The sequence below is a fragment of the Streptomyces sp. DH10 genome (assembly GCF_029813805.1).
GTDB classification, from domain to species: domain Bacteria; phylum Actinomycetota; class Actinomycetes; order Streptomycetales; family Streptomycetaceae; genus Streptomyces; species Streptomyces coeruleofuscus.
In genome coordinates this window covers 294486-319292 of record NZ_JARVKU010000004.1, presented here as the reverse complement: position 1 = coordinate 319292, position 24807 = coordinate 294486, and the positions used below count along the sequence as shown (strand labels likewise).

The 24807-nt window shown below is 72.0% G+C and carries 24 protein-coding genes and 1 pseudogene; 14 read left to right on the top strand and 11 right to left on the bottom strand.

Features of this window, described 5'->3' with window-relative positions:
• The first annotated feature begins 13 nt into the window (after window positions 1-13).
• Window positions 14-1051, top strand: coding sequence for a LacI family DNA-binding transcriptional regulator (locus QC385_RS10920; protein WP_279541062.1), 1038 nt, complete (start codon window positions 14-16; stop codon window positions 1049-1051).
• Window positions 1052-1288: 237 nt separating this feature from the next.
• On the opposite strand, the gene QC385_RS10915 is transcribed toward QC385_RS10920, so the two are convergent.
• Window positions 1289-2074 (bottom strand): VOC family protein, encoded by a 786-nt coding sequence (locus tag QC385_RS10915; protein ID WP_279541061.1) that lies wholly within the window; start codon window positions 2072-2074, stop codon window positions 1289-1291.
• Window positions 2075-2298: 224 nt separating this feature from the next.
• On the opposite strand from QC385_RS10915, the gene QC385_RS10910 reads away from it, so the two are divergent.
• Complete coding sequence (locus QC385_RS10910; protein ID WP_279541060.1) at window positions 2299-2544, top strand: WhiB family transcriptional regulator; 246 nt, start codon at window positions 2299-2301, stop codon at window positions 2542-2544.
• 206 nt (window positions 2545-2750) lie between these two features.
• Here QC385_RS10910 and QC385_RS10905 read toward each other — a convergent pair whose 3' ends face one another.
• The 3 genes and pseudogenes from QC385_RS10905 to QC385_RS10895 form a co-directional block, all read right to left on the bottom strand.
• On the bottom strand, window positions 2751-3731 hold the full coding sequence (locus tag QC385_RS10905) for an acyl-ACP desaturase (RefSeq protein WP_279541059.1): 981 nt from the start codon (window positions 3729-3731) through the stop codon (window positions 2751-2753).
• Window positions 3732-3922: 191 nt separating this feature from the next.
• Window positions 3923-4699, bottom strand: a complete 777-nt coding sequence (ddaH, locus tag QC385_RS10900; protein WP_279541058.1) for a dimethylargininase — start codon at window positions 4697-4699, stop codon at window positions 3923-3925.
• 269 nt (window positions 4700-4968) lie between these two features.
• Window positions 4969-5330 (bottom strand): annotated as a pseudogene (locus QC385_RS10895) (arginine decarboxylase); the annotation flags it as partial.
• Between the two features lie 249 nt (window positions 5331-5579).
• On the opposite strand from QC385_RS10895, the gene QC385_RS10890 reads away from it, so the two are divergent.
• On the top strand, window positions 5580-5726 hold the full coding sequence (locus QC385_RS10890; protein ID WP_279541057.1) for a hypothetical protein: 147 nt from the start codon (window positions 5580-5582) through the stop codon (window positions 5724-5726).
• Here the strand turns inward: QC385_RS10890 and QC385_RS10885 are convergent.
• Together QC385_RS10885 and QC385_RS10880 are read right to left on the bottom strand one after the other, a co-directional pair.
• Window positions 5710-8001 (bottom strand): excinuclease ABC subunit UvrA, encoded by a 2292-nt coding sequence (locus tag QC385_RS10885; protein ID WP_279541056.1) that lies wholly within the window; start codon window positions 7999-8001, stop codon window positions 5710-5712. The two genes, QC385_RS10890 and QC385_RS10885, sit on opposite strands and share 17 nt — an antisense overlap.
• A 10-nt stretch (window positions 8002-8011) precedes the next feature.
• Window positions 8012-9637: an ABC-F family ATP-binding cassette domain-containing protein gene (locus tag QC385_RS10880; protein ID WP_279541055.1), complete on the bottom strand. Its 1626-nt coding sequence runs from the start codon at window positions 9635-9637 to the stop codon at window positions 8012-8014.
• A 296-nt stretch (window positions 9638-9933) separates the two neighbouring features.
• On the opposite strand from QC385_RS10880, the gene QC385_RS10875 reads away from it, so the two are divergent.
• Window positions 9934-10581: a GOLPH3/VPS74 family protein gene (locus QC385_RS10875; protein WP_279541054.1), complete on the top strand. Its 648-nt coding sequence runs from the start codon at window positions 9934-9936 to the stop codon at window positions 10579-10581.
• 380 nt (window positions 10582-10961) lie between these two features.
• On the opposite strand, the gene QC385_RS10865 is transcribed toward QC385_RS10875, so the two are convergent.
• Window positions 10962-11378, bottom strand: a complete 417-nt coding sequence (locus QC385_RS10865) for an SsgA family sporulation/cell division regulator (protein WP_086852655.1) — start codon at window positions 11376-11378, stop codon at window positions 10962-10964.
• Window positions 11379-11628: 250 nt separating this feature from the next.
• Between QC385_RS10865 and QC385_RS10860 the strand changes: the two genes are divergently transcribed.
• The 3 genes from QC385_RS10860 to QC385_RS10850 all read left to right on the top strand — a co-directional run bounded on the left by QC385_RS10860 (window position 11629) and on the right by QC385_RS10850 (window position 13934).
• Window positions 11629-12741, top strand: coding sequence for a WD40/YVTN/BNR-like repeat-containing protein (locus QC385_RS10860; protein WP_279541053.1), 1113 nt, complete (start codon window positions 11629-11631; stop codon window positions 12739-12741).
• Between the two features lie 70 nt (window positions 12742-12811).
• Window positions 12812-13135: a plasmid stabilization protein gene (locus QC385_RS10855; protein WP_279541052.1), complete on the top strand. Its 324-nt coding sequence runs from the start codon at window positions 12812-12814 to the stop codon at window positions 13133-13135.
• A 106-nt stretch (window positions 13136-13241) separates the two neighbouring features.
• Window positions 13242-13934 (top strand): endonuclease V, encoded by a 693-nt coding sequence (locus tag QC385_RS10850; RefSeq protein WP_279541051.1) that lies wholly within the window; start codon window positions 13242-13244, stop codon window positions 13932-13934.
• Here QC385_RS10850 and QC385_RS10845 read toward each other — a convergent pair.
• The gene (locus tag QC385_RS10845) at window positions 13922-14116 is read right to left on the bottom strand and encodes a hypothetical protein (protein WP_279541050.1); all 195 of its coding nucleotides are present in this window, start codon (window positions 14114-14116) and stop codon (window positions 13922-13924) included. The two genes, QC385_RS10850 and QC385_RS10845, sit on opposite strands and share 13 nt — an antisense overlap.
• Window positions 14117-14306: 190 nt before the next feature.
• Here QC385_RS10845 and mmpA point away from each other — a divergent pair, with 190 nt between their 5' ends.
• On the top strand, window positions 14307-14453 hold the full coding sequence (gene mmpA / locus QC385_RS10840) for a morphogenic membrane protein MmpA (protein ID WP_279541049.1): 147 nt from the start codon (window positions 14307-14309) through the stop codon (window positions 14451-14453).
• A gap of 21 nt (window positions 14454-14474) precedes the next feature.
• On the opposite strand, the gene QC385_RS10835 is transcribed toward mmpA, so the two are convergent.
• Window positions 14475-15653 carry a saccharopine dehydrogenase family protein gene (locus tag QC385_RS10835; protein WP_279541048.1) on the bottom strand — a complete coding sequence of 393 codons (1179 nt, stop codon included), beginning with the start codon at window positions 15651-15653 and terminating at the stop codon, window positions 14475-14477.
• 91 nt (window positions 15654-15744) lie between these two features.
• On the opposite strand from QC385_RS10835, the gene QC385_RS10830 reads away from it, so the two are divergent.
• The 4 genes from QC385_RS10830 (at window position 15745) to QC385_RS10815 (ending at window position 20827) form a co-directional block, all read left to right on the top strand.
• The gene (locus QC385_RS10830) at window positions 15745-16125 is read left to right on the top strand and encodes an MmcQ/YjbR family DNA-binding protein (protein ID WP_279541047.1); all 381 of its coding nucleotides are present in this window, start codon (window positions 15745-15747) and stop codon (window positions 16123-16125) included.
• 109 nt (window positions 16126-16234) lie between these two features.
• Window positions 16235-17395, top strand: coding sequence for a CaiB/BaiF CoA transferase family protein (locus QC385_RS10825; protein ID WP_279541046.1), 1161 nt, complete (start codon window positions 16235-16237; stop codon window positions 17393-17395).
• A complete protein-coding gene (locus tag QC385_RS10820) occupies window positions 17392-18606 on the top strand; it encodes an acetyl-CoA C-acetyltransferase (protein ID WP_279541045.1) in 1215 nt (404 codons plus the stop codon). Before QC385_RS10825 ends, QC385_RS10820 begins: the two co-directional genes overlap by 4 nt.
• 34 nt (window positions 18607-18640) lie before the next feature.
• The gene (locus tag QC385_RS10815; protein WP_279541044.1) at window positions 18641-20827 is read left to right on the top strand and encodes a 3-hydroxyacyl-CoA dehydrogenase NAD-binding domain-containing protein; all 2187 of its coding nucleotides are present in this window, start codon (window positions 18641-18643) and stop codon (window positions 20825-20827) included.
• On the opposite strand, the gene QC385_RS10810 is transcribed toward QC385_RS10815, so the two are convergent.
• Complete coding sequence (locus tag QC385_RS10810) at window positions 20813-21529, bottom strand: MerR family transcriptional regulator (RefSeq protein WP_279541043.1); 717 nt, start codon at window positions 21527-21529, stop codon at window positions 20813-20815. The genes QC385_RS10815 and QC385_RS10810 overlap by 15 nt on opposite strands.
• Before the next feature lie 268 nt (window positions 21530-21797).
• Here QC385_RS10810 and QC385_RS10805 point away from each other — a divergent pair, with 268 nt between their 5' ends.
• Complete coding sequence (locus QC385_RS10805; RefSeq protein WP_279541042.1) at window positions 21798-23264, top strand: amino acid permease; 1467 nt, start codon at window positions 21798-21800, stop codon at window positions 23262-23264.
• A gap of 42 nt (window positions 23265-23306) precedes the next feature.
• Window positions 23307-23786 carry a macro domain-containing protein gene (locus QC385_RS10800; RefSeq protein ID WP_279541041.1) on the top strand — a complete coding sequence of 160 codons (480 nt, stop codon included), beginning with the start codon at window positions 23307-23309 and terminating at the stop codon, window positions 23784-23786.
• A 23-nt stretch (window positions 23787-23809) separates the two neighbouring features.
• Here the strand turns inward: QC385_RS10800 and QC385_RS10795 are convergent, their stop codons facing one another.
• Window positions 23810-24703 carry an arginase family protein gene (locus tag QC385_RS10795; RefSeq protein WP_279541040.1) on the bottom strand — a complete coding sequence of 298 codons (894 nt, stop codon included), beginning with the start codon at window positions 24701-24703 and terminating at the stop codon, window positions 23810-23812.
• Between the last annotated feature and the right edge of the window lie 104 nt (window positions 24704-24807).

Sequence of the window (24807 nt, the reverse complement as noted above, 5' to 3'; positions counted from 1 at the left end):
GAGGAGCCCCGAAGTGACCGACACAGCGCCGCGTCCCACCCTGGAGGCCGTGGCCGCCCGGGCCGGTGTCTCGCGGGCGACCGTCTCACGCGTGGTCAACGGCGGTGACGGGGTCAGGGACATCCTCGTCGAGCGGGTCCGCAAGGCGGTGGAGGAGCTCGGCTACGTACCCAACCAGGCGGCCCGCAGCCTGGTCACCCGGCGGCACGACGCGATCGCGGTCGTCGTCGCCGAACCGGAGACCCGCGTGTTCGCCGACCCGTTCTTCGCGCACCAGCTGCGCGGCATCAGCAAGGAACTCACGGCCCACGACAACCAGCTCGTGCTGCTGCTCACGGAGGGCCGGGACGACCACGCCCGGGTCGGCCGTTACCTCGCCGGCGGGCATGTCGACGGCGCCCTCGTCTTCTCCCTGCACCTCGATGACCCGCTGCCGGAGCTGATCCAGCGGGCGGGCGTCCCCACCGTCTTCGGCGGGCGGCCCGGCTGGAGCGGAGACCGGCGCGGCGTGGTCTACGTCGACAGCGACAACCGCGGCGGCGCCCGCGACGCCGTCCGCCACCTGGCCGGCCTCGGCCGCACCCGCATCGCGCACATCACCGGCGCCCTCGACCAGACGTCGGCCGTCGACCGGCTCGACGGCTACCGGGACGTCATGGTGGACGCCGACCCGCGGCTGATCGCCGAGGCCGACTTCACCCCGGCCGGCGGCGAGCGGGCGATGCGCGAGCTCCTCGGCCGCTGCCCGGATCTCGACGCGGTGTTCGCCGCCAACGACCTCACGGCCTCGGGGGCGCTGCGCGTCCTGCGCGAGGCCGGACGGCGTGTCCCCGACGACGTCGCGCTGATCGGCTTCGACGACATGCTGCCCGTCGCGGAACAGACCGACCCGCCCCTCACCACGGTCCGTCAGGACATCGAGGAGATGGGCCGCCTGATGGCCCGCCTGCTGCTGCGGGGGCTCGACCGGGGCACTCCGCGCGAGGGCGTGGGCGGCACGCCCTCCAGTGTGGTCCTGCCGACGACGCTGGTGCGGCGGGCGTCGGCGTAGTCCGGTGGGTGTCCGCGTAGTCCGGTGGGCGCCCGGGTGATGCGGTGGGTGTCCGCGTACTCCGGTGGGGGCCCACGTGATCCGGCGGGTGTCCGGGTAGCCCGGCGGTGGGCATCCGCGTGATCCGGTGGGCACCCGCGTGATGCGGCGGGTGTCCGCGTAGTCCGGGGGCGCCCGGGTGATCCGGCGGGTGTCCGCGTACTCCGGTGGGGGCCCGCGTGATCCGGCGGACGGGCCTCAGCCCGGCTGGGGCCCGCTGCGGATCACCGCGAAACGCGCCCCGTACGGATCCGTGAGCTTGGCGACGCGGCCCACGTCCGGCAGGTCCGTGGCGGGCATGCGGACCGTGCCGCCCAGTTCCCGGGCCCGGGCGACGGTGGCGTCCGCGTCGGTGACCTCGAAGTACGGCAGCCAGTGCGCCTCCTCCTCGGCCGGGTCGTCGGCCAGCGGGACGACGCCTCCGAACATGGCGTCCTCGCCCTCTCCGGCCGGGGCGAAGGTGGTGTAGGTGCCGCCGGAGAAGTCGACGCCGAAGGTCTCCAGGCCGAGCACGGAGTGGTAGAAGGCGGCAGCGGCCGGGACGTCCGCCGTGTACAGCTCCAGCCAGCACAGCGAGCCGGGCTCCCGGACGACGTCCAGGCCCGTGTTCCGGCCCGGCTGCCACAGGCCGAAGGGCACCCCGGCCTGGTCGGCGAGGATCGCCATGCGGCCTAGGTCCTGCACGTCCATGGGCTGCATCCGCACCGATCCGTGCGCCTGCCCGGCCGCCCGCGCCGTGGCGTCCGCGTCCGGGGCCTGGAAGTACACCGTCCAGGAGGGCGGGCCCTGCTCCGGGGTGGTCTGCATGCCACCCGCGGTGGTTCTGCCGCCCAGCTGGAAGAGGCCGTAGCCCCCCACCTCGGGGCCGCCGGGCCGGAACTCCCAGCCGAACAGGTCGCCGTAGAAGGAGGCGGCGCCGTCGATGTCGGGGGTGCCGAGATCGATCCAGTTCGGAGCGCCGGTCACATAACGGGTGGTGAGCATCGTCGCCCTCCTCGCACAGGGGCCCGTTCGTCCACTCTGCCGAGTCTCGCACCGCCCACTGACAAGCGCCGCCGGAGCGCCGCCGGGGCGTGATGCCGGGTTTCCGCGCGCCGCCGTGCGTCGGCCCGTCCGGCGGGCGACCATCAAGGTGGCCGGAGGCCCGTCAATGCGGTGTTGATCCCGCGTTGATCGAACGTTTTTCACCGTCCGGAACGCTTCTGGCCATGCACATCGACACCATGATCTCGCCCGAACTCGCCTGGCAGCAGGAGGCGTTGTGCGCACAGACCGGGGCGGACTTCTTCTTCCCCGAGCCCGGCAGCTCGGTGCGGGAGGCGAAGCGGATCTGCGGCATGTGCCCGATCCGTGACGCCTGCCTCGAGTACGCGATGGACCACGACGAGCGCTTTGGTGTCTGGGGCGGTCTGTCGGAGAAGGAGCGGCTGGAACTGCGGCGCACGTCGCGGTAGCCGTGTGCCGTGCCGTGCCGTGCCGTGCCGGGCCGTGCCGTGCCGCGCCGTGCCGGGCCGCGCCGCGGCCGCGTGGAAGTCCGCAAACCTCGCGCGTCGCGCGTGTGGCGGCCCGCCGGGGGCCCGGGCGCCGACACACCGGGGCCCCGGCCGCTCGTGGCGGTCGGGGCCCCGCAGTCGTGGAACCGGATGCGCCGGCTCGGGCGTCAGGCGCCGGCTGCCCGGGCCGCCATGCGGGCCTTGCGCGCGGCCAGCTTCTCGTCGAACTTCGTCGCCTCGCTGTCCAGGCCGTCCATGTACAGGCCGAGTTCCTCCTGCGCCTTCTTGCCCTCGGCGCCCAGGCCGTCGATCTCCATGACCTTCAGGAAGCGCAGCACGGGCTGGAGCACGTCGTCGTGGTGGATGCGCAGGTTGTAGACCTCGCCGATCGCCATCTGCGCGGCGGCGCGCTCGAAGCCGGGGATGCCGTGGCCGGGCATCCGGAAGTTCACGACCACGTCCCGCACGGCCTGCATGGTCAGGTCGGGGGCGAGCTCGAACGCCGACTTGAGGAGGTTGCGGTAGAAGACCATGTGCAGGTTCTCGTCGGTCGCGATGCGGGCCAGCATGCGGTCGCAGACCGGGTCGCCGGACTGGTGCCCGGTGTTGCGGTGCGAGATGCGGGTGGCCAGCTCCTGGAAGGCGACGTAGGCGATCGAGTGGAGCATCGAGTGCCGGTTGTCCGACTCGAAGCCCTCGCTCATGTGCGACATGCGGAACTGCTCCAGCTTGTCCGGGTCGACCGCGCGCGAGGTGAGCAGGTAGTCGCGCATCACGATGCCGTGCCGGCCCTCCTCGGCCGTCCAGCGGTGCACCCAGGTCCCCCAGGCGCCGTCGCGGCCGAACAGCGAGGCGATCTCGTGGTGGTAGCTGGGCAGGTTGTCCTCGGTCAGCAGGTTCACGACGAGCGCGATGCGGCCGATCTCGGTGACCTTGGACTGCTCCTTGTCCCAGGCCTCGCCGTCCTCGAAGAGGCCGGGGAAGTTGCGCCCGTCGCTCCAGGGCACGTACTCGTGCGGCATCCAGTCCTTGACGACCTGCAGATGCCGGTTGAGCTCCTTCTCGACCACTTCCTCCAGTGCGTACAGCAGCTGAGCGTCGGTCCAGGCGCCGGCGGGGCTACCGAGGTGGGGAGTGGTGATCGTCATGGACTCTCCAGGGGGACATGCGTACGAGCGGTGAGCGGTAACTTACGGAATCGTAGGCTACGTTTCCGTAGGTTACGTTGCCGTAAGTTAAGAGCGCTGTAAAGGCCGCTGATCAGCGGTGTCGCCCGAAGGCACAGAACCGCTCCCCGGACCCGCAGGTGAGGGGTCGCACGGGCGGCGTGCCCGTCCTCTCAGGCGTACAGCCCCCGCAGCCGTACCGAGAGGCATGTCACACATCCCTCGAGCTTCTCGAACTCGCTGATGTCCACGACGACCGGTTCGTAACCCAGGTCGGCGAACAGCTCCGCGGTCTTCGGCGCGCTCGCCGCCATCAGCAGTTTGGCTCCGCCGAGCAGCACGACGTGCGACCCGGCCTCCTCCGGCACCGGCAGGAAGCGCGCGAACAGCGACGGCGCGTCCATCCTCGGGATGTGCCCGATGACCGTTCCGTCCGGCAGCGCCGTGACCGCGGACTTCAGGTGCAGCACCTTGCTCACCGGTACGGCGACGACCCGCGCGCCCAGTGGCTCGAACGCGGCCCGCAACTGCTGGACGCCGGCGGCGTTGGTGCGCCCGCCCCGGCCCACGTACACGGTGTCGCCGATCTTCAGTACGTCGCCGCCCTCCAGCGTGCCCGGCTCCCAGATCCAGTTCACCGAGCAGCCCAGACCGGCCACGGCCTCCTCGACCCCGGCGGTCTCGTCACGCCGGGACTCGGCACCCGGGCGGGCGATCAGCGCGACGTTCTTGTACATCACGACCGTGTCTTCGACGAACACCGAGTCCGGGCAGTCGTCGACCGGGTCCACCTCGATGGTCTCCCAGCCGTGCGTGCGCAGGGCCTGCACGTACGCCTCCCACTGCTCGACCGCGAGGTCGGTGTCGACCCTCTCGCGTTCGATGTGTGTCACCAGTCCTTCGGCGAGACGCGGGCTGGGGCGGCGGACGAGGGCCTTCTTGCTGGGCACGAGCGTGACTCCGTATCGGATGGGACGTGTCTGGACAGCGCCGACGGAGCCTCCGGGATCGGCCGGAACCCATCGGGCGTCAGCCGACCATCATGCAGGGCGAACCCGGGGGGCGACACCCCCGGGGCGGGGCGGGCAGCCCCGTGCCTCGCCAGGCAGCAGGGTGCCAGCCGGCCTCCCGGCCCGACCGGCTGGCACCCCGCCCCGCCCCGGCGTCTTGGCGGCCATCCGGCCGGGTTCCGCAGGGCCCGGCCGTCGCCGCCCCGGACTCACCCCACCGGCTCGGCGCCCTCCGGGGCGCTTCGCTGTGCTGGTGTCGTCGTGGCGTCGGCATGATCGGGGTCCGGGCGGAGGCATTCGATCAGGTAGTCGCCGGTGTCGGGGGCGCGGACCACTCCGTGCGTCTCACTGCGGAAGCCGGGGAAGCGGCGGTCGAAGGACTCCAGCGCGGTCAGGTACCGCAGCAGGGGGCCGTCCGCGGCGCCGACGCTCTCGCCCGGCATGAGGACGGGGATGCCGGGCGGTGTGACGGTGACCATGGCGGCGGCGACCCGGCCGGGCGCGTCGGTCAGACGGATCCGTTCCGTGCCGCGCGGATCAGGCGCTGGTAACACAGCTGGGGCCTCGCCAGCTGCCCGGCGGCCGCGCCCCCGTCCTCCGGACGCTCCGTCACCGCCACCAGAACCGTGCTGTCGGCCGTGTCTCCCCCCTCCCGGCGGCCCCGCGCCACCCCCGCGCCCCAGTCCTCCCGGGCCCGCACGCGTGATCGGCCGGCGGAGCGCCAAACCACCCCATCGGTCCACGGCGCGGACCGCACTTTGCCGTGTCAACGCCCGCGGCCCCGGCATCCCGTCGGAGTTACTGATCAACGGTCTTGCAGGTGATTCACCTGGTCGCGGCCCACGCCGATCTTCCGAGGCGTCGTTCGCAGTGGCAGCACGGCCCGGGCGGCCCGCGCCTCGCCGTCGTCAGCGACACGGCGCTCCCGGACGTCCCGCTCACCGGGGAGCTCACACCGGCGTGGTGACGGCCGATGCCGCCACGGCCCGCCGCAGGTGCTCCCCGGTGAACGAGCCCGGCGCGTCCAGGAGCTGTCGAGGCGTCCCCTCGAAGACGATCTCGCCACCGTCCCTGCCGCCGTCCGGGCCGAGGTCGATCACCCAGTCGGCCCGGGCGATCACGTCCAGGTTGTGCTCCACGACGACGACCGTGTTGCCCGTGTCGACCAGCCGGTCCAGCAGGGCGACGAGCCCCTCCACGTCCGCCATGTGCAGCCCGGTCGTCGGCTCGTCGAGCACGTAGACCGCGCCCGTCCGGTGCAGCCGCGTGGCCAGCTTGATGCGCTGGCGCTCGCCGCCGGAGAGCGTGGAGAGGGGCTGGCCGAGCGTCAGATACGTCAGTCCGACGTCCCGCAGGGCGCGCAGCCGGCGCCTTACGCCCGGGTCGTCGAAGAAGCCGAGCGCCTGCTCGGCCGTCATCTCCAGGACGTCGGCGATGGAGCTGCCCCTGACGGTCAGCCGCAGCACCTCCTCCTTGAAGCGCCGCCCTTCGCAGTCGTGGCAGGTCGTCGTCACCGGGTCCATGAAGGCGAGGTCGGTGTAGATGATGCCCCGGCCCTCGCAGGTGCCACAGGCGCCGCTGGAGTTGAAGCTGAAGAAGCCCGCCTCGGCTCCCGTCTCGCGGGCGAAGACCTTCCGTACGGTGTCCATGATCCCCAGGTAGGTCGCCGGGGTGGACCGGCCGGAGATCCCGATCGACGACTGGTCGACGACCACGGCCTCGGGGTGCGCGGCGGTGAACTCCCCGACCAGAGTGCTCTTCCCCGACCCGGCCACCCCGGTCACGGCCGTGAGCACACCGGCCGGGAACCGCACGGTCACGTCGCGCAGGTTGTGCCGGTCGGCGCCCTTGACCCACAGCTCGCCGTCGGCCTGCCGCACCTGTTCCCTGACCGCGGTGCGGCGGCGCAGACAGCGCCCGGTGAGCGTGTCCGACGCGGCGAGTTCGCCGGGCGTGCCCTCGAACACCACGCGGCCGCCCCCGGTGCCGGCGCCGGGGCCCATGTCGACGACGTGGTCGGCCAGCGCGATGACGTCGGGGTCGTGTTCGACGACCAGCACGGTGTTGCCCTTGTCGCGCAGCCGCAGCAGCAGATCGCCGAGGCGGCCCACGTCGCGCGGGTGCAGGCCGACGCTAGGCTCGTCGAAGATGTACGTCATCCCGCTCAGGCTGGAGCCGAGGTGCCGCACCGTCTTCAGCCGCTGCCCCTCCCCGCCGCTGAGAGTCGCCGTCTCCCGGTCGAGGCTGAGGTAGCCGAGGCCGATCGCCTCGACGCGCTCCAGCGCGGCCACGGCCGCCCCCGCGATCGGCCCGGCCACCGGGTCGTCGATCTCCTTCAGTACGGCGATCAGGTCCGTGATCTGCATCCGTGTGCAGTCGGCGATGTTCCGCCCGCCGATCCGGGTGGCGAGCGCCGCCGCGTTGAGCCGGGCCCCGTGACAGACCGGACAGGTGCCCTCCACCAGGAACTCCCGGACCAGGTCGCGGGTCTTCTGGCTCATGGCCGACAGGTCCCGCTTCAGGTACAGCCGCTCGAAACGGTCGGCCAGCCCCTCGTAGTCGGTGGTCCACGTGCCGCCGCTGCCGTTGACGGTGACCTTGCTGCCGGGCCGTCCGCGCATCAGGAACTCGCGCTCGGCGGCGGTGAACCGCCCCACCGGCTTGTCCGGGTCCAGGTCGGCACTGTTCGTGTAGGCCTGGCCCTGCCAGGTGCCCGCGGCGAACGGCGGGAAGCGGACCGCCCCGCCCGCGAGGGAGCGTTCCGGATCCAGGATGCGGTCCCAGTCGGGCCGTACGGTCCGGCCGAGGCCGTCGCACTCGGGGCACATGCCCGACGGGTCGTTGAACGAGTACGCGGTCGCCGGCCCGGCGCTCGGGACGCCGTGCCGGGAGAACAGCACACGGATCACCGAGTAGATGTCCGTCATGGTGCCGACGGTCGACCGCGAGTGGCCGCCGACCTGCCGCTGGTCGACGACGATCGCGGGGGAGAGGTTCTCCATGCCGTCCGCGTACGGCCGCTCGTACTTGGGCAGCCGGTTGCGGACGAACCACGGGTACGTCTCGTTCAGCTGGCGCTGCGACTCCACCGCGATCGTGTCGAAGACGACGGACGACTTCCCCGACCCCGAAACGCCGGTGAACACGGTCAGCCGGCCTTTCGGGATGCGCAGGGTGACGTCCTTGAGGTTGTTCTCGCGGGCTCCGGTCAGGGTGATGACATCGTGTGTGAAGTCGGTCATGCCATCGACGCTAGGCGGGAAACCCGACAGCCTCTGGCGTGATTTCCTTCAGTTCTCCGTCCTCCAGCAGCAGCCAGCGCGTGATGCCGATCGACTCCAGGAACGGCAGGTCGTGACTGGCCACGATCAGCGCCCCCTCGTACGACTCCAGCGCCGTGGTGAGCTGCCGCACGCTCGCCATGTCGAGGTTGTTGGTCGGCTCGTCCAGCATGAGCAGCTGCGGCGCGGGCTCGGCCAGCATCAGCGCGGCCAGCGCCGCCCGGAAGCGTTCGCCGCCGGAGAGCGTCGCCGCCTTCTGGTCGGCCCGGGCGCCCCGGAACAGGAAGCGGGCCAGCCGCGCCCGGACCCGGTTGTTGGTGGCGCCCGGTGCGAACCGGGCCACGTTCTCGGCGACGGTCAGCTCCCCGTCGAGGACGTCGAGCCGCTGCGGCAGGAACCGCAGCGGGACGTGCGCCGTCACCTCGCCCGACTCGGGAGCGAGCTCCCCGGTGATCGTGCGCAGCAGCGTCGTCTTGCCCGCGCCGTTGCGCCCGATCAACGCGACCCGCTCGGGACCGCGCAGCTCGAAACCGCCGGCCACGCGGGCGCCGTACCGGAGCCCGAGATCCTGGAGGGTCAGGACCGTGCGCCCCGGCGGCACGGCCGTGTACGGCAGGTCGACGCGGATCTCGTCGTCGTCCCGCACGGCCTCCACCGCCTCGTCCAGCCGCTCCCTGGCCTCGGCGAGCTTCTCCTCGTGCATGATCCGGTGCTTGCCCGCGGACTCCTGCGCCGCGCGCTTGCGAGCCCCCATGACGATCTTCGGCTCGCGCTTCTGGTCCCACATCTTCTGCCCGTACCGCTTGCGCCGGGCCAGCTTGACCTGGGCGTCGGTCAGTTCGCGCTTCTGCTTGCGGAAGTCGGCCTCGGCGACGCGCACCATGCGCTCGGCCGCCTCCTGTTCGATCGCGAGGGCCTCCTCGTAGTCGGAGTAGTTGCCGCCGTACCACGTGATCCCGCCGGAGCGCAGGTCCGCGATCTGGTCGACGAGGTCCAGCAGTTCCCGGTCGTGGCTGACCACGACCATCACGCCCGGCCAGGACTCGACGGCCGCGTACAGCCGCCTGCGGGCGTACAGGTCGAGGTTGTTGGTGGGCTCGTCGAGCAGCAGCACGTCGGGCCGGCGCAGCAGCAGCGCGGCCAGCCGCAGCAGTACCGACTCGCCGCCCGACACCTCACCGATGGTGCGGTCCAACTCGACGTGTCCGAGGCCGAGTTCGCCGAGGGTCGCCAGGGCGCGCTCCTCCACGTCCCAGTCGTCGCCGACCGTCTCGAAGTGCGCCTCGGACACATCGCCCGCCTCGATGGCGTGCAGGGCTGCCCGCTTGTCGGCGATGCCGAGCGCCTCGTCGACGCGCAGGGTGGTGTCGAGCGTGACGTTCTGCGGGAGGTACCCGACCTCGCCGGCCACGCGGACGGTGCCGTCGGCCGGGGCGAGCTCACGGGCGATCAGCTTCAACAGGGTTGACTTGCCCGACCCGTTGACGCCGACCAGGCCGGTCCGGCCGGGACCGAAGGAGACGTCGAGGTCCTCGAAGACGGAGGTGCCGTCGGGCCAGGTGAAGGCGAGGGAGGTGACGGTGATGGAAGTAGGCATGCGGGCCTCTTTCGCGGTTGCTTGATGCGGTCAGGGGCAAACGCGTGTCGAGACACCTGCGACCAGGGAGGAGGCTCCAGGGGGCATGAGAAAAGCCCTGCACCGGAGGACGGCTCGAACGCCGAGGTCGCACGCAGCGCACCCATCGGATGTGGGTGACGCGGTGTCTCAGGACCTCAGACGAGCAACGTCCTTCTCCAATCGGCGGCAACAGGACGCTGTACAACGTACGAGGGGGCGTCGGGCCTGTCAACGCATTAACGTGTGTCCCGATCTTCCCTCCCCGAGGAGGCCCCGTGCCCAACGGCCCGCTTTCGCTGCCTGCCCGGCTCTGCCTGCTGGCCTGGCACCCCGCGTGGCCGGCGGACACCGGCACCGCCCACCTGCTCGGCCCGGTGCGGGCCGGTGCCCTGACCGAGCTGTCCCGGCGCGGCCTGCTCGTCGACGAGGACGGCATCGCCACGCCGGTCGACCTGGACTCCGGCACGGGTGACGCGGTCCTCGACGGGCTGCTGGAACTCGTCCGCGAGTCGTGCCCGCACCCCTGGCGGACCTGGGTGACGCTGCGCTCGCGGGTGACCCTCGACGCGGTGCGGGAGCAACTGGTGGCCGAGGGGTTTCTGCGGGCGGAGAAGAAGCGGGTCCTCGGGGTGTTCCCGTCCGTGGAGTACGCGCTGGAGCGCGTCGCGGCCGTGGAGGCGCTGCGGGAGGAGACGCGTCAGGTCCTGCGGGGGCCGCAGCCGGTCGCCGGGATCTGCGAGCGGGACGCGGCGCTCGTGACGCTGGCCGCCTCGGCGGAACTGCTCCCCGAAGAGGACGTCCGCGCCCACGAGCAGCGCGTGCGGGAGCTGGCGGCCCGTGCCGTGGCGTCGGTGCCCGGGCTCGGGGAGATCGTCCGCGGGATCCGCACGGAACTCGCCGCGACGGCGACAACTCCGCCCTGACCCGCGTCCACGTCCGATTCCTGAGGCTGGGACGCGGTGGGTGCCCCCCATGCGGCCGAGGCGGCAGGCGTGCGCTGTTCCTCAACGTCCGGACCGACGCCTTCACCAGCGGAGCCGGGGGAGTGGACCTCACCCGGGGGTCTTCGTCCCCGGGGCCGTCGACCCGGGGATCGCCAAGGACCTGGTGAGCGGCGTCGACGGGCCGCTGAACGTCATGGCCGGACCCGGCGCACCGACGGTCGCCGCACTGGCCGCCGCCCTGCTCCGCCGGGCCGCGCGGGAGCTGCTGGACACCGGGAAATCCCGGTCACTGGCGGACGGTCTCGACTACGGCGAGGTCAACGCCCTGCTGGAGCGGGCCCGTCAGCCCGCGCGCCGGCTCAGCACGCGTCCCGCATCAGCTCCGCCAGGCCGTGGTCCAGATCCAGCTGGAGATGCTCCAGCCCGACCGGCACCAGCTCGCTCGTGGCCTCCAGGAAGCGGCGCACCTCCCCGGAGCGGACGTGTACGACGGCGGTGCCCTCGGGAGCGTGGAACTCCAGCACCGTGCGGTCGTACCCGTACGGCCGCACCCGCACGTCGCCGTGGCCCTCGGCGTTCCGCAGGCCCGCGGCGAGCAGCTCGCGGGAGAAGGTCCAGCAGACCTCGACGCCCTCCAGCGTGGCCGGGGCGGGGAAGGTCATACGGACGGCGAACGGATCACGTCGGTCGTAGTGGAGCGTCGCGGGAATGCTCGGCATACGCGGCGCGGCGGCGACGAGGCGGGCCTCCACGGGCTGCTCGATGACGATGGACAACGCCTTGCTCCCTTGTGACGGCTGGACGGGACACTTCCGGGCGGATGAGGCCGGGCACTGGAAGAGACGACGGAATCAGCCAATCCGTGCACACGAAGTGCGAGTGACCTCTGTCACCGCGTTCATGCACCAGAGTGACGTGGCTCTCCCCGTGTTCCTCGCAGGGCACTTGTGGCGCCCTCCGGACCTCCCCGTGGCACGGGCGAGGCCATCTGGACGGCACCCCGGGGGTGGGCTAGCTTCGCCGGCCATGAGGCGCTTGGGGAGCACGCGACGGACGGGACGGACACGGAGCAGGGCGACCGGAGCGGTGGCGGGCGCTGCGGCGGTGATCGCACTCGCCGCCCTGACGGCCATACCGGCGCGGGCGCACGAACCGGAACGCCCGGTGCCGCACTGGGAACTCAAGGACACCGGCACCCCGGAGGCACGGTTCCGGGGCCTGGCCGCCGTCAGCCGGAACACCGCCTGGCTCGCCGGGACCGGCGGCACCGTCCTTCGCACCACCGACGGCGGCGCGACCTGGCGGAACGTCTCGCCCCCGGGCGCGGCGGAGTTGCAGTTCCGGGACGTCGAGGCGTTCGACGCGCGGCGGGCCGTGGTCCTGGCCATCGGCGAGGGCGAGGCGTCCCGCGTGTACCGCACCGACGACGGCGGGGCGACCTGGACGGAGTCCTTCCGCAACACCGACCCGAAGGCCTTCTACGACTGCCTCGCCTTCTTCGACCACCGTCACGGCCTCGCGATGAGCGACCCGGTGGACGGGAAGTTCCGCATCCTGTCGACCCGCGACGGCGGCCGCACCTGGGCGGTGCTGCCGGACGAGGGCATGCCGGCGGCGCAGGAGGGCGAGGCCGGATTCGCCGCGAGCGGCCAGTGCCTGGTGACCTCCGGGCCGAAGGACGTCTGGCTCGCCACCGGCGGGGCCGCTCACGCGCGCGTGCTGCACTCCGCCGACCGGGGGCGGAACTGGACGGCCACCGACACACCGCTCCCGGCGGGCGACCCGGCCCGGGGCGTCTTCGCGCTGGCCTTCCGCGACCGCACCCACGGTCTCGCCGTCGGCGGCGACTTCACCCCCGGCCGGCCCTCACCGAACGCCGCCGCGCGCACCGGCGACGGCGGCCGCACCTGGCGCCTGGCCGCAGCGCCCCCGCCCGCCTACCGCTCCGGCGTCGCCTGGCTCCCGCACAGCCGCACCGCCGCCCTCGCCGTCGGCCCCACCGGCACCGACCTCACCACGGACGGCGGCCGCACCTGGCGCACGGTCGACACCGGTTCCTACGACACCGTCGACTGCACCCTCGACCAAGGATGCTGGGCGGCCGGCGAGAAGGGGCGGGTTGCCCGCCTGGAGCATTGAGCGCGCGCTATGCCCTGATTGTTGGCAATGTGGGTACCCGTTCACTGAAGCTGAAAGGAAGTGAGCGGTCATGCCACGCGGTTCGAGCTCCAAGCGGGAGCGCCAGTACGAGCACATCAAGAAGAGTGCGCAGGACCGGGGCGAGAGCACCGGCCGCGCCAAGGAGATCGCCTCGCGGACGGTGAACAAGGAACGCGCCCGCTCCGGCGAGTCGAAGACGGCCAGCCGCACCTCCACCAAGGACATGTCGTCCGGCAAGCGCGGCGGTCAGCGCTCCGGCCAGGGCTCCCAGGGGCCCACTTACGACCAGCTGTACCAGGAGGCCAAGCGCCGCGGCGTCGAAGGCCGTTCCAGCATGAACAAGAGCCAGCTCCAGCGCGCGCTGGGCAAGTGAGTCGCACACCCCCAGGCCGGCGGGCCCCCCCGGGTCCCGCCGGCCTTCGCGCGGCCCACGGGCTCAGCAGCTCGTAGGGTCGGCAGCCCTTAGGCTCGGGGGCACCATGACGACCGTACGCATCCCCGAAGACTGGCCCGCCACCGAGGAACAGGCCCGCGCAGTCCAGGACGAACTCCGCGAGCGCGTGATCCTCGACGAACCGGGGCCGCCGCCCGGGACGGGCCATGTGACAGGGGTCGACGTCGCCTACGACGACGAACGGGACGTCGTGGCCGCGGCCGCGGTCGTCCTGGACGCGTCGAGTCTCGACGTCGTCGCCGAGGCCACGGCCGTGGGCCGGGTCTCCTTCCCCTACGTACCCGGGCTGCTCGCCTTCCGCGAGATCCCCACGGTCCTCGCCGCCCTCGACGCCCTGCCGTGCCCGCCCGGCCTGGTGGTCTGCGACGGCTACGGCCTCGCCCATCCCCGCCGCTTCGGCCTCGCCGGCCACCTCGGCGTCCTCACCGGCCTGCCCACGATCGGCGTCGCCAAGAACCCCTTCACCTTCACCTACGACGACCCGGACACCCGCCGCGGCAGCACCGCGGCGCTGCTCGCCGGCTCCGAGGAGGTCGGCCGCGCCCTGCGCACGCGCGACGGCGTCAAGCCGGTCTTCGTCTCCGTCGGGCACCGCGTGACCCTGGCGAACGCCTGCGCCCACACGCTCGCGCTGACCCCCGAGTACCGCTTGCCGGAGACCACGCGCAGGGCGGACGCGCTCTGCCGGAAGGCGCTGCGGGAGACCTACTCGGCCTGATCGGCGACACTCCAGCGGCCCACCTCGCGGTACTCCGAGTCGTAGATGACCGACCCGTCCCCGGGCCGGAGCGCGAAGTGGCGCAGATTGCCGCCCCAGTACCTGAGGATCCGGCCCAGCTCGCCCGCCGGGTCCTCGGTCAACGCCGCGTCGTCCATGGTGACTTCGAGAAGGAACTTCATGCCTTCAATGGTTTCATTGAACTCCTTTTTGGCACTTTTCGAGCTGTCACCAGGAGCTGAAGGCGGAAAGTCTCAAACCGGGGGAGGGGCCGGGGGACGGGCTCGCCCACGGCGGGGCGGCGGATCTGAGTACCGGCTCTGAGTACCTGTACGGATACCCGGCCCCCGCCCCCGTCGGCAGGCTGGGGCCATGACAACGCACCGCGCCCCCAAGCCCGTTACCGGCCCGACCCAGACCGTCGAGCGGGCCGTCACCATAGGGCTGATCCTCGCCGTGCTGGCGGGGCTCGGCTGGATCGCCGGGATGATCTACACCATCGCCGAGTGGCCGCTCTAGGCCGGAACCCCCGGGGTCCCTTCAGCGGGTCGACACGACGCGGAAGCGGATGCCCGCCGCGCGCAGCCGGCCGATCAGCGCGTCGCCCATCGCCACCGCCGTGGTGACCTGACCCGACGTCTTCGGAAGATCGTCGAAGGCCAGGCACAGCGCCGACTCGGCGAGCATCTTCGCCGTCTCGTCGTAGCCGGGATCGCCGCCCGAGACCTCCGTGTACACACGCCGGCCGCCGCCCTCGCCGACGAAGCGCACGGAGAACCAGCTCTTCGCTCGCTTCTGTGGGCTCGGCCCGTCCCCCGGCTTCAGCCGGTCCGACAACCAGCGCCGCGCGGGCGGCACCTGAGCCACCGCGACCAGCGCCCCGACCGTCGCGACCCCGCCCACAGCGACCGGCAGATGCCGGACGGCCGCGTACTGCCGGTAGCGGAAGTCGGGTCCGTACCGGTCCAGCGCCGACGCGGAGCGCCGTACGATCTGCGGGTCGATCGTCGGCATCGGCAGCGCCCACGCGCCGACCTCCTTGGCGAACCGCGGCCCGCCCAGCGGCGCCGACGCCCGCCGGCCCACCAGCCGCGGCTCGTGCCGCCGCCGGTCCCGCGCGGCCGCCGCCATCTCCCGCTGCCGCGCGAACTGGTTGAGAGCGGAGGCGAAGGTCCCGCCCGAGAACGCCGCGTCGGCGGTCACGAAGCCCTCCACGGTCAGGGGCACGTCCTCCGGCAGTTGCCCCACGGTGAAGTACACGCCGAGGTCGTGCGGGATCGAGTCGAACCCGGCGGCGTGCACCAGCCGTGCCCCGGTCTCACGCGCGCGTGCGTCGTGCCGCACGTACATCAGGTCCACGAACTCGGGCTCGCCGCAGAGGTCGAGGTAGTCGGTCCCGGTGTCCGCGCACGCGGCGACGAGTTCCTCGCCGTACGTGATGTACGGGCCGACCGTCGTGGCCACCACGCGCGCGTGCTCGGTGAGCGCGCGCACCGAGGCCGGGTCGGAGACGTCCGCCCGCAGCACCCCGACCTCCGCGCCGCCGGGCAGCCGCTCCCGCAGCCGCTCCAGTTTCTCCGCGTTGCGGCCCGCGATCGCCCACCGCAGCCCCTCGGGCGCATGGGCCGCGAGGTACTCCGCGGTGAGCGCTCCGGCGAAACTCGTCGCTCCGAAGAGCACGATGTCGTACGGACGGTCCGTCCTGTTCAGCCTGCTCATGACACCCCTCGGTCGTGCAGCCCGTGCCGCTGTCGGTGGCCGAGGCTAGCGTGAGGAGTGCGGAGCCCGACGACGAGCCCGGAGGACGACGATGGCCGTGCCCAGGAATGCCCTGAAGAAGTGGGAGAAAGTGCGCGCGTTCGCACTGGGACTGCCGGGCGCCGCCGAGGAGTTCCCCTGGGGCGAGTCCGTCGCGAAGGTCAACAAGAAGGTGTTCGTCTTCCTCGGTGTCGAGGACGGCAGTTACCCCCTGGGTGTGACGGTGAAGCTCAAGGACGAGACGGCGCACGCGCACGCGCTGGCGTGTCCCGGAGCCGAGCCCGCCGGCTACGGCCTGGGCAAGGCGGGCTGGGTGAGCATCCCCCTGGAGCAGCAGGACGCCCCGGCCGCGGAGGTGCTCTGCGACTGGGTGGAGGAGAGCTACCGGGTGATCGCGCCGAAGCGGCTGATAGCGGAGCTGGACGGGAGCTGACCCGTCGGGCAGATTGCTAAGCGCTTGCTCGTTCGGGTCTTGTGCGGAGTGAAACCCGTTCTTAGCATCACTGGTGTTACATCAGTTGTGTCACAGCACTGGGGGCTGGATGACCACGGCAAGGACGCCCGGGCACGGCCCGCTCACCGGCGTGCGCGTCGTCGAGCTGGCCGGCATCGGACCCGGTCCGTTCGCCGCCATGCTCCTGGCCGACCTCGGCGCCGACGTCGTGCGCGTGGACCGCCCGGGCGGCCCCGGCCTCGCGATCGACCCGGCGTACGACGTCACCAACCGCAACAAGCGCTCGGTGGTCGTCGACCTGAAGGCACCGGACGGCCCGGACCAGGTGCTCGGGCTGGCCGCCCGCGCCGACATCCTGGTCGAGGGCTACCGACCCGGCGTCGCCGAGCGCCTCGGCGTGGGTCCCGAGCCCTGCCACGCCCGCAACCCGGCCCTCGTCTACGGGCGGATGACCGGCTGGGGCCAGGCCGGCCCGCTCGCCGACCGCGCCGGGCACGACATCGCGTACATCGCTCCCACCGGCACCCTGGGCATGATCGGCCGGCCGGACGAGCCGCCGCCGGTCCCGGCCAACCTGCTCGGCGACTACGCGGGCGGTTCCCTCTACCTCGTCGTCGGCGTCCTCGCCGCCCTGCACCACGCGCGCGCCACCGGCACCGGCCAGGTCGTCGACGCCGCCATCGTCGACGGCACCGCCCACCTCGCCACGATGATCCACGGCATGCTCGCCGCCGGAGGCTGGCAGGACCGCCGCGGCGCCAACCTCCTGGACGGCGGGTGCCCGTACTACGGGACGTACGAGACGGCCGACGGCCGGTACATGGCCGTGGGCGCCCTGGAGCCTCAGTTCTACGAGGAGTTCCTCGCCCTCCTCGGCATCGCGGACCAGGCCGCGGCCCGCAAGGACGTCACCCGCTGGGGTGAGCTGCGCGAACAGGTCGCCGCCCGCTTCAAGACCCGTACCAGGGACGAGTGGACGGCCGTGTTCGACGGCACCGACGCGTGCGTGGCGCCCGTGCTGTCGCTGCGCGAGGCCCCGCACCACCCGCACCTGGCCGCCCGCGGCACCTTCACCGACCACGGCGGCATCACCCAGCCCGCCCCGGCCCCCCGCTTCTCCGCGACCCCGACCTCCGTCCGCACCGGCCCGGCCCGGCCGGGCGCCGACACGGCCGACGTCGCCCGGGACTGGGACGTCCCCGGGCTTGTGCCGTCGTCCCGCAACCCTCAGCGAAAGGCCTCCTCGTGAGCACCGAAGCGTATGTGTACGACGCGATCCGCACTCCGCGCGGGCGCGGCAAGGCAGGCGGCGCCCTGCACGGCACCAAGCCCATCGACCTGGTCGTCGGACTCATCCACGAGATCCGCGCCCGCTTCCCGGACCTCGACCCGGCCGCCGTCGACGACATCGTGCTCGGCGTGGTCGGACCGGTCGGCGACCAGGGCTCCGACATCGCCCGGATCGCCGCCATCGCAGCGGGGCTGCCCGACACCGTGGCCGGTGTGCAGGAGAACCGCTTCTGCGCCTCGGGGCTGGAGGCCGTCAACCTGGCCGCAGCCAAGGTCCGTTCCGGCTGGGAGGACCTCGTCCTCGCGGGCGGCGTCGAGTCGATGTCCCGGGTGCCGATGGCCTCCGACGGCGGCGCCTGGTTCAACGACCCGATGACCAACCTCCAGGTCAACTTCGTGCCGCAGGGCATCGGCGCCGACCTGATCGCCACCATCGAGGGCTTCTCGCGGCGCGACGTCGACGAGTACGCGGCGCTCTCCCAGGAGCGGGCGGCCACCGCCTGGAAGGAGGGCCGCTTCGACAAGTCCGTCGTCCCGGTGAAGGACCGCAGCGGCCTCGTCGTCCTCGACCACGACGAGCACATGCGCCCCGGCACCACCGCCGACTCCCTCGCGAAGCTGAAGCCGTCCTTCGCGGACATCGGCGAACTCGGCGGCTTCGACGCGGTCGCACTCCAGCAGTACCACTGGGTGGAGAAGATCGACCACGTCCACCACGCGGGCAACTCCTCCGGCATCGTCGACGGCGCCTCGCTCGTCGCGATCGGCTCCAGGGAGGTCGGCGAGCGCTACGGCCTCACGCCCCGCGCGCGGATCGTCTCCGCCGCCGTGTCCGGCTCCGAGCCGACCATCATGCTCACCGGGCCCGCCCCCGCCACCCGCAAGGCCCTCGCCAAGGCCGGTCTGACCATCGACGACATCGACCTCGTCGAGATCAACGAGGCGTTCGCGGCGGTCGTGCTGCGCTTCGTGCGGGACATGGGCCTGTCCCTGGACAAGGTCAACGTCAACGGCGGCGCGATCGCGCTCGGCCACCCCCTCGGCGCGACCGGCGCGATGATCCTCGGCACCCTCGTCGACGAACTCGAGCGCCAGGACAAGCGCTACGGCCTCGCCACGCTGTGCGTCGGCGGCGGCATGGGCGTCGCCACGATCGTCGAGCGCATCTGACCCCCTCCCGACGGATCACACGGAGCACCTCCACATGAGCACTGAATCCACCACCATCCGCTGGGAACAGGACCGTACCGGCCTCGTCACCCTGGTCATCGACGACCCGGACCAGTCCGCGAACACCATGAACCAGGCGTTCCGCGACTCGCTCGCCGCCGTCACCGACCGCCTGGAGGCCGAGAAGGACACCATCCGGGGCGTCATCATCACCTCGGCCAAGAAGACCTTCTTCGCCGGCGGCGACCTGCGCGACCTGATCCGGGTCACTCCGGAGACGGCCCAGGAGCTGTTCGACGGCGGCATGGCGATCAAACGGAACCTGCGCCGCATCGAAACCCTCGGCAAGCCGGTCGTCGCCGCCCTCAACGGCGCGGCTCTCGGCGGCGGTTACGAGATCGCCCTGGCCTGCCACCACCGCGTCGCCCTCGACGCGCCCGGCTCGAAGATCGGCTGCCCCGAGGTCACCCTCGGCCTGCTGCCCGGAGGCGGCGGCGTCGTCCGCACCGTCCGTCTGCTCGGCATCGCCGACGCGCTGCTGAAGGTCCTCCTCCAGGGCACCCAGTACAACCCGCGCCGCGCCCTGGAGAACGGCCTCGTCGACGAGGTGGCCGACACCCAGGAGGACATGCTGGCCAAGGCCCGCGCCTTCATCGACGCCAACCCCGAGTCGCAGCAGCCCTGGGACAAGCCGGGGTACAAGATCCCGGGCGGCACCCCGGCCAACCCCAAGTTCGCGGCGAACCTGCCCGCCTTCCCGGCCACCCTGCGCAAGCAGACGAACGGCGCCCCCTACCCGGCGCCGCGCAACATCCTCGCCGCCGCCGTCGAGGGATCCCAGGTCGACTTCGAGACCGCCCAGGTCATCGAGGCCCGCTACTTCGTGGAACTGGCCGCGGGCCAGACCTCGAAGAACATGATCCAGGCCTTCTTCTTCGACCTCCAGGCCGTCAACTCCGGCGCCAACCGCCCCAAGGGCATCGAGCCCCGCCAGGTACGCAAGGTCGCCGTCCTCGGCGCCGGGATGATGGGCGCTGGCATCGCCTACTCCTGCGCCCGCGCCGGCATCGACGTCGTCCTGAAGGACGTCTCCCTCGAGGCGGCCCTCAAGGGCAAGGGCTACTCCGAGAAGCTGTGCGCCAAGGCCGTCGCCAAGGGCCGTACGACCCAGGAGAAGGCCGACGCGCTGCTCGCCCGCATCACCCCCACCGCCGAGGCGCGGGACCTGGCCGGCTGCGACGCCGTCATCGAGGCCGTCTTCGAGGACACGTCCCTCAAGCACAAGGTGTTCCAGGAGATCCAGCACGTCGTGGCGCCCGACGCGCTGCTGTGCTCCAACACCTCCACCCTGCCCATCACCGCGCTCGCCGAAGGCGTCGAGCGCCAGGCCGACTTCATCGGCCTGCACTTCTTCTCGCCGGTCGACAAGATGCCGCTCGTCGAGATCATCAAGGGCGAGCGCACGGGACAGCAGGCCCTGGCACGCGCCTTCGACCTGGTCCGGCAGATCAACAAGACCCCGATCGTCGTCAACGACTCGCGCGGCTTCTTCACCTCCCGTGTCATCGGGCACTTCATCAACGAGGGCGTCGCCATGGTCGGCGAGGGCGTGGAGCCCGCCTCGGTCGAACAGGCCGCCGCGCAAGCCGGCTACCCGGCCAAGGTGCTGTCCCTGATGGACGAGCTGACGCTGACCCTGCCCCGCAAGATCCGGGCCGAGACGAAGCGGGCGGTCGAGGAGGCGGGCGGCACCTGGACGCCCCACCCCGCCGAGGCCGTCATCGACCGCATGGTCGACGAGTTCGGCCGCACGGGCCGCAGCGGCGGCGCCGGCTTCTACGACTACGGGGACGACGGCCAGCGCACCGGACTCTGGCCGGGTCTGCGCGAGCACTTCACCAAGCCCGGGTACCGGATCCCGTTCGAGGACATGCGGGAGCGCATGCTCTTCTCCGAGGCGCTGGACACCGTCCGGCTGCTGGAGGAAGGCGTGCTGACCTCCGTCGCCGACGCCAACATCGGCTCCATCTTCGGCATCGGCTTCCCGGGCTGGACGGGCGGCGTGCTCCAGTACATCAACGGCTACGAGGGCGGTCTGCCCGGGTTCGTGGCACGCGCGCGTGAACTCGCCGAGCGCTACGGCGACCGCTTCACCCCGCCCGCGCTGCTCGTGGACAAGGCGGAGAAGGGGGAGCGGTTCAGCGACTCAGCCCGCGCCTGACTCCCGTGACGGCTCGGTGAGCCACTCTCCCAGCTCTTCCTTCAACGACCGCTGAAAAGCGGTGAGGAGCGCCTGCACCACCAGAGGCTGCATGTGAGCCGACAGGGACCGCACGTCCCGCGCGTCACGCTCCGCCACCTCGCCGCGGAAGAGCTGGGAGAGTTCACGGGCCGCGGCGTGCGAGTGTTCGATGAGAACCTTGCGCGCCGCGAAGATCGCCTCCTGGGAGAGCGGCACGTCCAGCAGCCCGACGCCCAGCCGGAGCAGACCGAGATCGGCCTCGTAGCCGCCGTCCGCCGGCCGCAGCACGCCCATCGCGACCAGCCGCTCGACGTCCTCGTCGCCGAGCGGCCGCCCGGCCCGCCGCTCCAGTTCGTCCCGCGTGACCGTCTCGACGGTGTCCGGCGCCCAGGAGGCCACCACCGCGCGGTGCACGGCGAGGTCGCGCGGGCTGAGGTCCGGCGGCAACCGGCGCAGATAGCGCTCGATGCCCGCCAGCGTCATGCCCTGGTGCTGCAACTCCTCGATCAGCGCCAGCCGGGCCAGGTGCTCCCGCCCGTAGTGCCCCACGCGCCGGGGACCGAGCACCGGCGGCGGGAGCAGTCCCTTCGTGCCGTAGAAACGGACCGTGCGCACCGTGACACCGGCCCGGGCGGCCAGTTCGTCGATCGTGAGGGTCGGCTCCTCGGCGTCGGTCGTCATGTGCAGCAGTATCGCTGTCTCACCAGTGCTGTGAAACCTCCTCCGCATTCCCTCGTGACCCTGAAGTGAACGTCGGGTGGCGGCTGTGCCGCTCCCTGATGGATCTTGTGAGGAGTCACGCTCTGTGACGCCGGTCACCGTATGCGAGCGGATCGGTGTGGGAAGGTGCTGGCTTGGTCTGTGCCGCGTCACAAGGGTGGTACGGGCCACTGCACTGTACGGACCCCGGGCCCACGACGTCCGGGCGCACCAGAGAGTGGAACCACCCGTGAGCAAGGACGCCGTGAACACGGCTGCGGCCACGCCGCGTACCGATGCGGCCCAGGTGCCCGCGGACGCGGGCGACGCCGGCTACAGCAAGGACCTCAAGGCCCGCCACGTCAACATGATCGCCATCGGCGGGGCCATCGGCACCGGCCTCTTCCTCGGCGCCGGCGGTCGCCTCCACAACGCGGGCCCGGCCCTGGCGATCGCCTACCTGGTCTGCGGCATCTTCGCCTTCTTCGTGGTCAGGGCCCTCGGCGAGCTCGTGCTCTACCGCCCCTCCTCGGGCTCCTTCGTGTCGTACGCGCGCGAGTTCCTCGGTGAGAAGGGCGCCTACGTCGCCGGCTGGATGTACTTCCTGAACTGGTCGACCACCGGCATCGCCGACATCACCGCGATCGCGCTCTACACGCACTACTGGAGCCTGTTCACCGACGTCCCGCAGTGGGTGCTGGCGCTGATCGCCCTCGCCGTGGTGCTGGCCGTGAACCTGATCTCGGTGAAGATCTTCGGCGAGATGGAGTTCTGGTTCTCGATCATCAAGGTCGCGACGCTGGTCGGCTTCATGCTCATCGGCATCTTCCTGCTCGCCACCCAGCACGAGGTGGGCGGCCAGACGCCCGGCCTGAGCGTCATCACCGACAACGGCGGCGTCTTCCCGCACGGCATGATGCCCGTCGTCCTCGTCATGCAGGGCGTGATCTTCGCGTACGCCGCGCTGGAGCTGGTCGGTGTCGCCGCGGGCGAGACCGCCGAGCCGGAGAAGGTCGTCCCGCGCGCGGTGAACTCGATCATGTGGCGCGTGGGCCTCTTCTACGTCGGCTCGGTCGTCCTGCTGGCCCTGCTGCTGCCCGGCTCGGTCTACTCGGCCGACCAGAGCCCCTTCGTCACCGTCCTGTCGAAGATCGGCGTCCCGGCCGCGGGCGACGTGATGAACCTGGTGGTCCTCACGGCCGCGATGTCCTCGCTGAACTCGGGCCTGTACTCGACGGGCCGCATCCTGCGCTCCATGGCGATGGCCGGCTCGGCGCCGAAGTTCACCGCCCGCATGAACCGCAGCCAGGTCCCCTACGGCGGCATCCTGCTGACCTGCGCGGTGTGCGTGCTCGGCGTCGGCCTGAACTTCCTCGTGCCGGCCCAGGCCTTCGAGATCGTGCTGAACGTCGCCTCGCTCGGCATCATCAGCACCTGGGTGATCATCATGATCTGCCACCTGGTCTTCGTCCGCCGCGCCAAGGACGGCCTGCTCGACCGCCCCTCCTTCCGCCTCCCCGGCAGCCCGGTCACGGAGATCACCACGATCGCCTTCCTGCTGGCCTGCCTCGGCATGATGTGGAACGACCCGGAGGTCGGCCGCAAGACGCTGCTGCTCGTCCCGCTGATCGCGGCCGCGCTGGTCGCGGGCTGGTTCGGCATCCGCCGCCGGGTGTCGCAGACGGCCGACCAGGAGCTGTCGCAGTTCACGAAGTAGCGGGCCGGAGCCACTGTCAGTGGCAGGGCCTACGGTGGCGTCATGTCGGGGATCACGTATGTCCGGGGTGACGCCACCGTTCCGTCGGTGAAGGGCGTCAAGGTCATCGCCCATGTCTGCAACGACATAGGGGGCTGGGGCAAGGGATTCGTCCTGGCGATATCGCGGCGCTGGCCCGAGCCGGAGGCGGCGTACCGGGCCTGGCACCGAGGCCGCGCGGGGAACGACTTCGGGCTCGGCGCCGCACAGTTCGTGCAGGTCGAGCGGCACGTGTGGGTGGCCAACATGATCGGCCAGCGCGGCACCAAGACCGGCAGCAAGGGCGTCCCCGTCCGCTACGAGGCGATCGACAGGGCACTGGAGGCCCTGGCCGCGAAGGCCGGTGAACTGGGCGCGACGGTCCACATGCCCCGCATCGGCTGCGGCCTCGCCGGCGGCAAGTGGTCCCGGGTCGAGCCGCTGATCGAGGAGCGGCTGGTACGGCGGGGCATACCGGTGACGGTGTACGACCACGGCGACTGACCGGCCCAGGCCCCGGCCCCGGCTCAGCCCTGGCCGTCCCTGTCGAACGCCCGCACCAGACAGTCGCCGAGGCGCCGCGCGATCGCCCCGTCGGGATCCAGACGGGGGTTGAAGATCGCGACGGTGAGACCGAGGGCACCGCCGCCGGACAGGGCCGTGCGCAGGACGGTCTCCAGCTCCTGCCAGGTCAGCCCGTCCGGGAGCCGGTAGTCGACGGCGGGCATCACGGCATCGTCCAACACGTCGACGTCGAGGTGGATCCAGTACCCGGCGCCCGCGCCGTCGCCGGTCAGCAGCCCGACCGCGCGCCGGGCCGCCTCGCCCGCACCCAGGGCGCGCACGGTGTCCAGCTCCAGCGCGTGCAGCGCGGACGGCAGCGGCTGCATCCCGTACGCCGCCGACTCCTCCGCGTCCCGGAAGCCCAGCGCGACGACGTCCTCGTCCCGCACCAGCGGGCCCCGGCCCTCCAGGTCGGCCAGCACGCGCGGGCCGCGCCCGGTGGCGAGGGCGAGTTCCATGGACGCCACCTCACCGGCCGGTTCCGCCGACGGCTGGTAGAAGTCGGTGTGCCCGTCGAGGAACAGCAGACCGTGCCGGCCCCGGCGGCGCAGCGCGAGCAGATTGCCGAGCAGCACGCTGCAATCGCCGCCCAGCACGAGGGGGAAGCGGCCATCGCCGAGGACAGCGCCGACGGTGTCGGCGAGCGCGGTGGAGTACGCGGCGATGCCGCCGGGGTTCAGGACGCCGGTGTCCGGGTCGCGCTGCGGGTCGTACGGGGGTGGCTGGACGCGCCCCGCGCGCACCGCGCCCAGCGCTTCGGCGAGCCCGGCGCCGAGGAGTGCGTCCGGCAGTTCCTCGACTCCGGTCGGGCGCAGCCCCAGTACGGACGGTGCCTCGACGATCGCCACGTTCCGCACGGCCGGCTCCTTGGTCAGCAGTCTCCACCGTAGACCGAGGGACGGCGTTCAGCAGGCCAGGCGCCTGCACGAGTGGGCGGGCGTTGCGCAGCTCGGCGCGACGA

Excerpts from the sequence above, each read along its gene's own strand:
- QC385_RS10880 (WP_279541055.1), bottom strand. The coding sequence starts at position 9,637 with ATGCCTACTTCCATCACCGTCACCTCCCTCGCCTTCACCTGGCCCGAC.
- QC385_RS10835 (WP_279541048.1), bottom strand. The coding sequence starts at position 15,653 with ATGAGCAGGCTGAACAGGACGGACCGTCCGTACGACATCGTGCTCTTC.
- QC385_RS10830 (WP_279541047.1), top strand. The coding sequence starts at position 15,745 with ATGGCCGTGCCCAGGAATGCCCTGAAGAAGTGGGAGAAAGTGCGCGCG.
- QC385_RS10860 (WP_279541053.1), top strand. The coding sequence starts at position 11,629 with ATGAGGCGCTTGGGGAGCACGCGACGGACGGGACGGACACGGAGCAGG.
- QC385_RS10825 (WP_279541046.1), top strand. The coding sequence starts at position 16,235 with ATGACCACGGCAAGGACGCCCGGGCACGGCCCGCTCACCGGCGTGCGC.
- QC385_RS10850 (WP_279541051.1), top strand. The coding sequence starts at position 13,242 with ATGACGACCGTACGCATCCCCGAAGACTGGCCCGCCACCGAGGAACAG.
- QC385_RS10905 (WP_279541059.1), bottom strand. The coding sequence starts at position 3,731 with ATGACGATCACCACTCCCCACCTCGGTAGCCCCGCCGGCGCCTGGACC.
- QC385_RS10800 (WP_279541041.1), top strand. The coding sequence starts at position 23,307 with ATGTCGGGGATCACGTATGTCCGGGGTGACGCCACCGTTCCGTCGGTG.
- QC385_RS10915 (WP_279541061.1), bottom strand. The coding sequence starts at position 2,074 with ATGCTCACCACCCGTTATGTGACCGGCGCTCCGAACTGGATCGATCTC.
- QC385_RS10855 (WP_279541052.1), top strand. The coding sequence starts at position 12,812 with ATGCCACGCGGTTCGAGCTCCAAGCGGGAGCGCCAGTACGAGCACATC.
- QC385_RS10910 (WP_279541060.1), top strand. The coding sequence starts at position 2,299 with ATGCACATCGACACCATGATCTCGCCCGAACTCGCCTGGCAGCAGGAG.
- QC385_RS10815 (WP_279541044.1), top strand. The coding sequence starts at position 18,641 with ATGAGCACTGAATCCACCACCATCCGCTGGGAACAGGACCGTACCGGC.
- QC385_RS10810 (WP_279541043.1), bottom strand. The coding sequence starts at position 21,529 with ATGACGACCGACGCCGAGGAGCCGACCCTCACGATCGACGAACTGGCC.
- QC385_RS10885 (WP_279541056.1), bottom strand. The coding sequence starts at position 8,001 with ATGACCGACTTCACACACGATGTCATCACCCTGACCGGAGCCCGCGAG.
- mmpA (WP_279541049.1), top strand. The coding sequence starts at position 14,307 with ATGACAACGCACCGCGCCCCCAAGCCCGTTACCGGCCCGACCCAGACC.
- QC385_RS10845 (WP_279541050.1), bottom strand. The coding sequence starts at position 14,116 with ATGAAGTTCCTTCTCGAAGTCACCATGGACGACGCGGCGTTGACCGAG.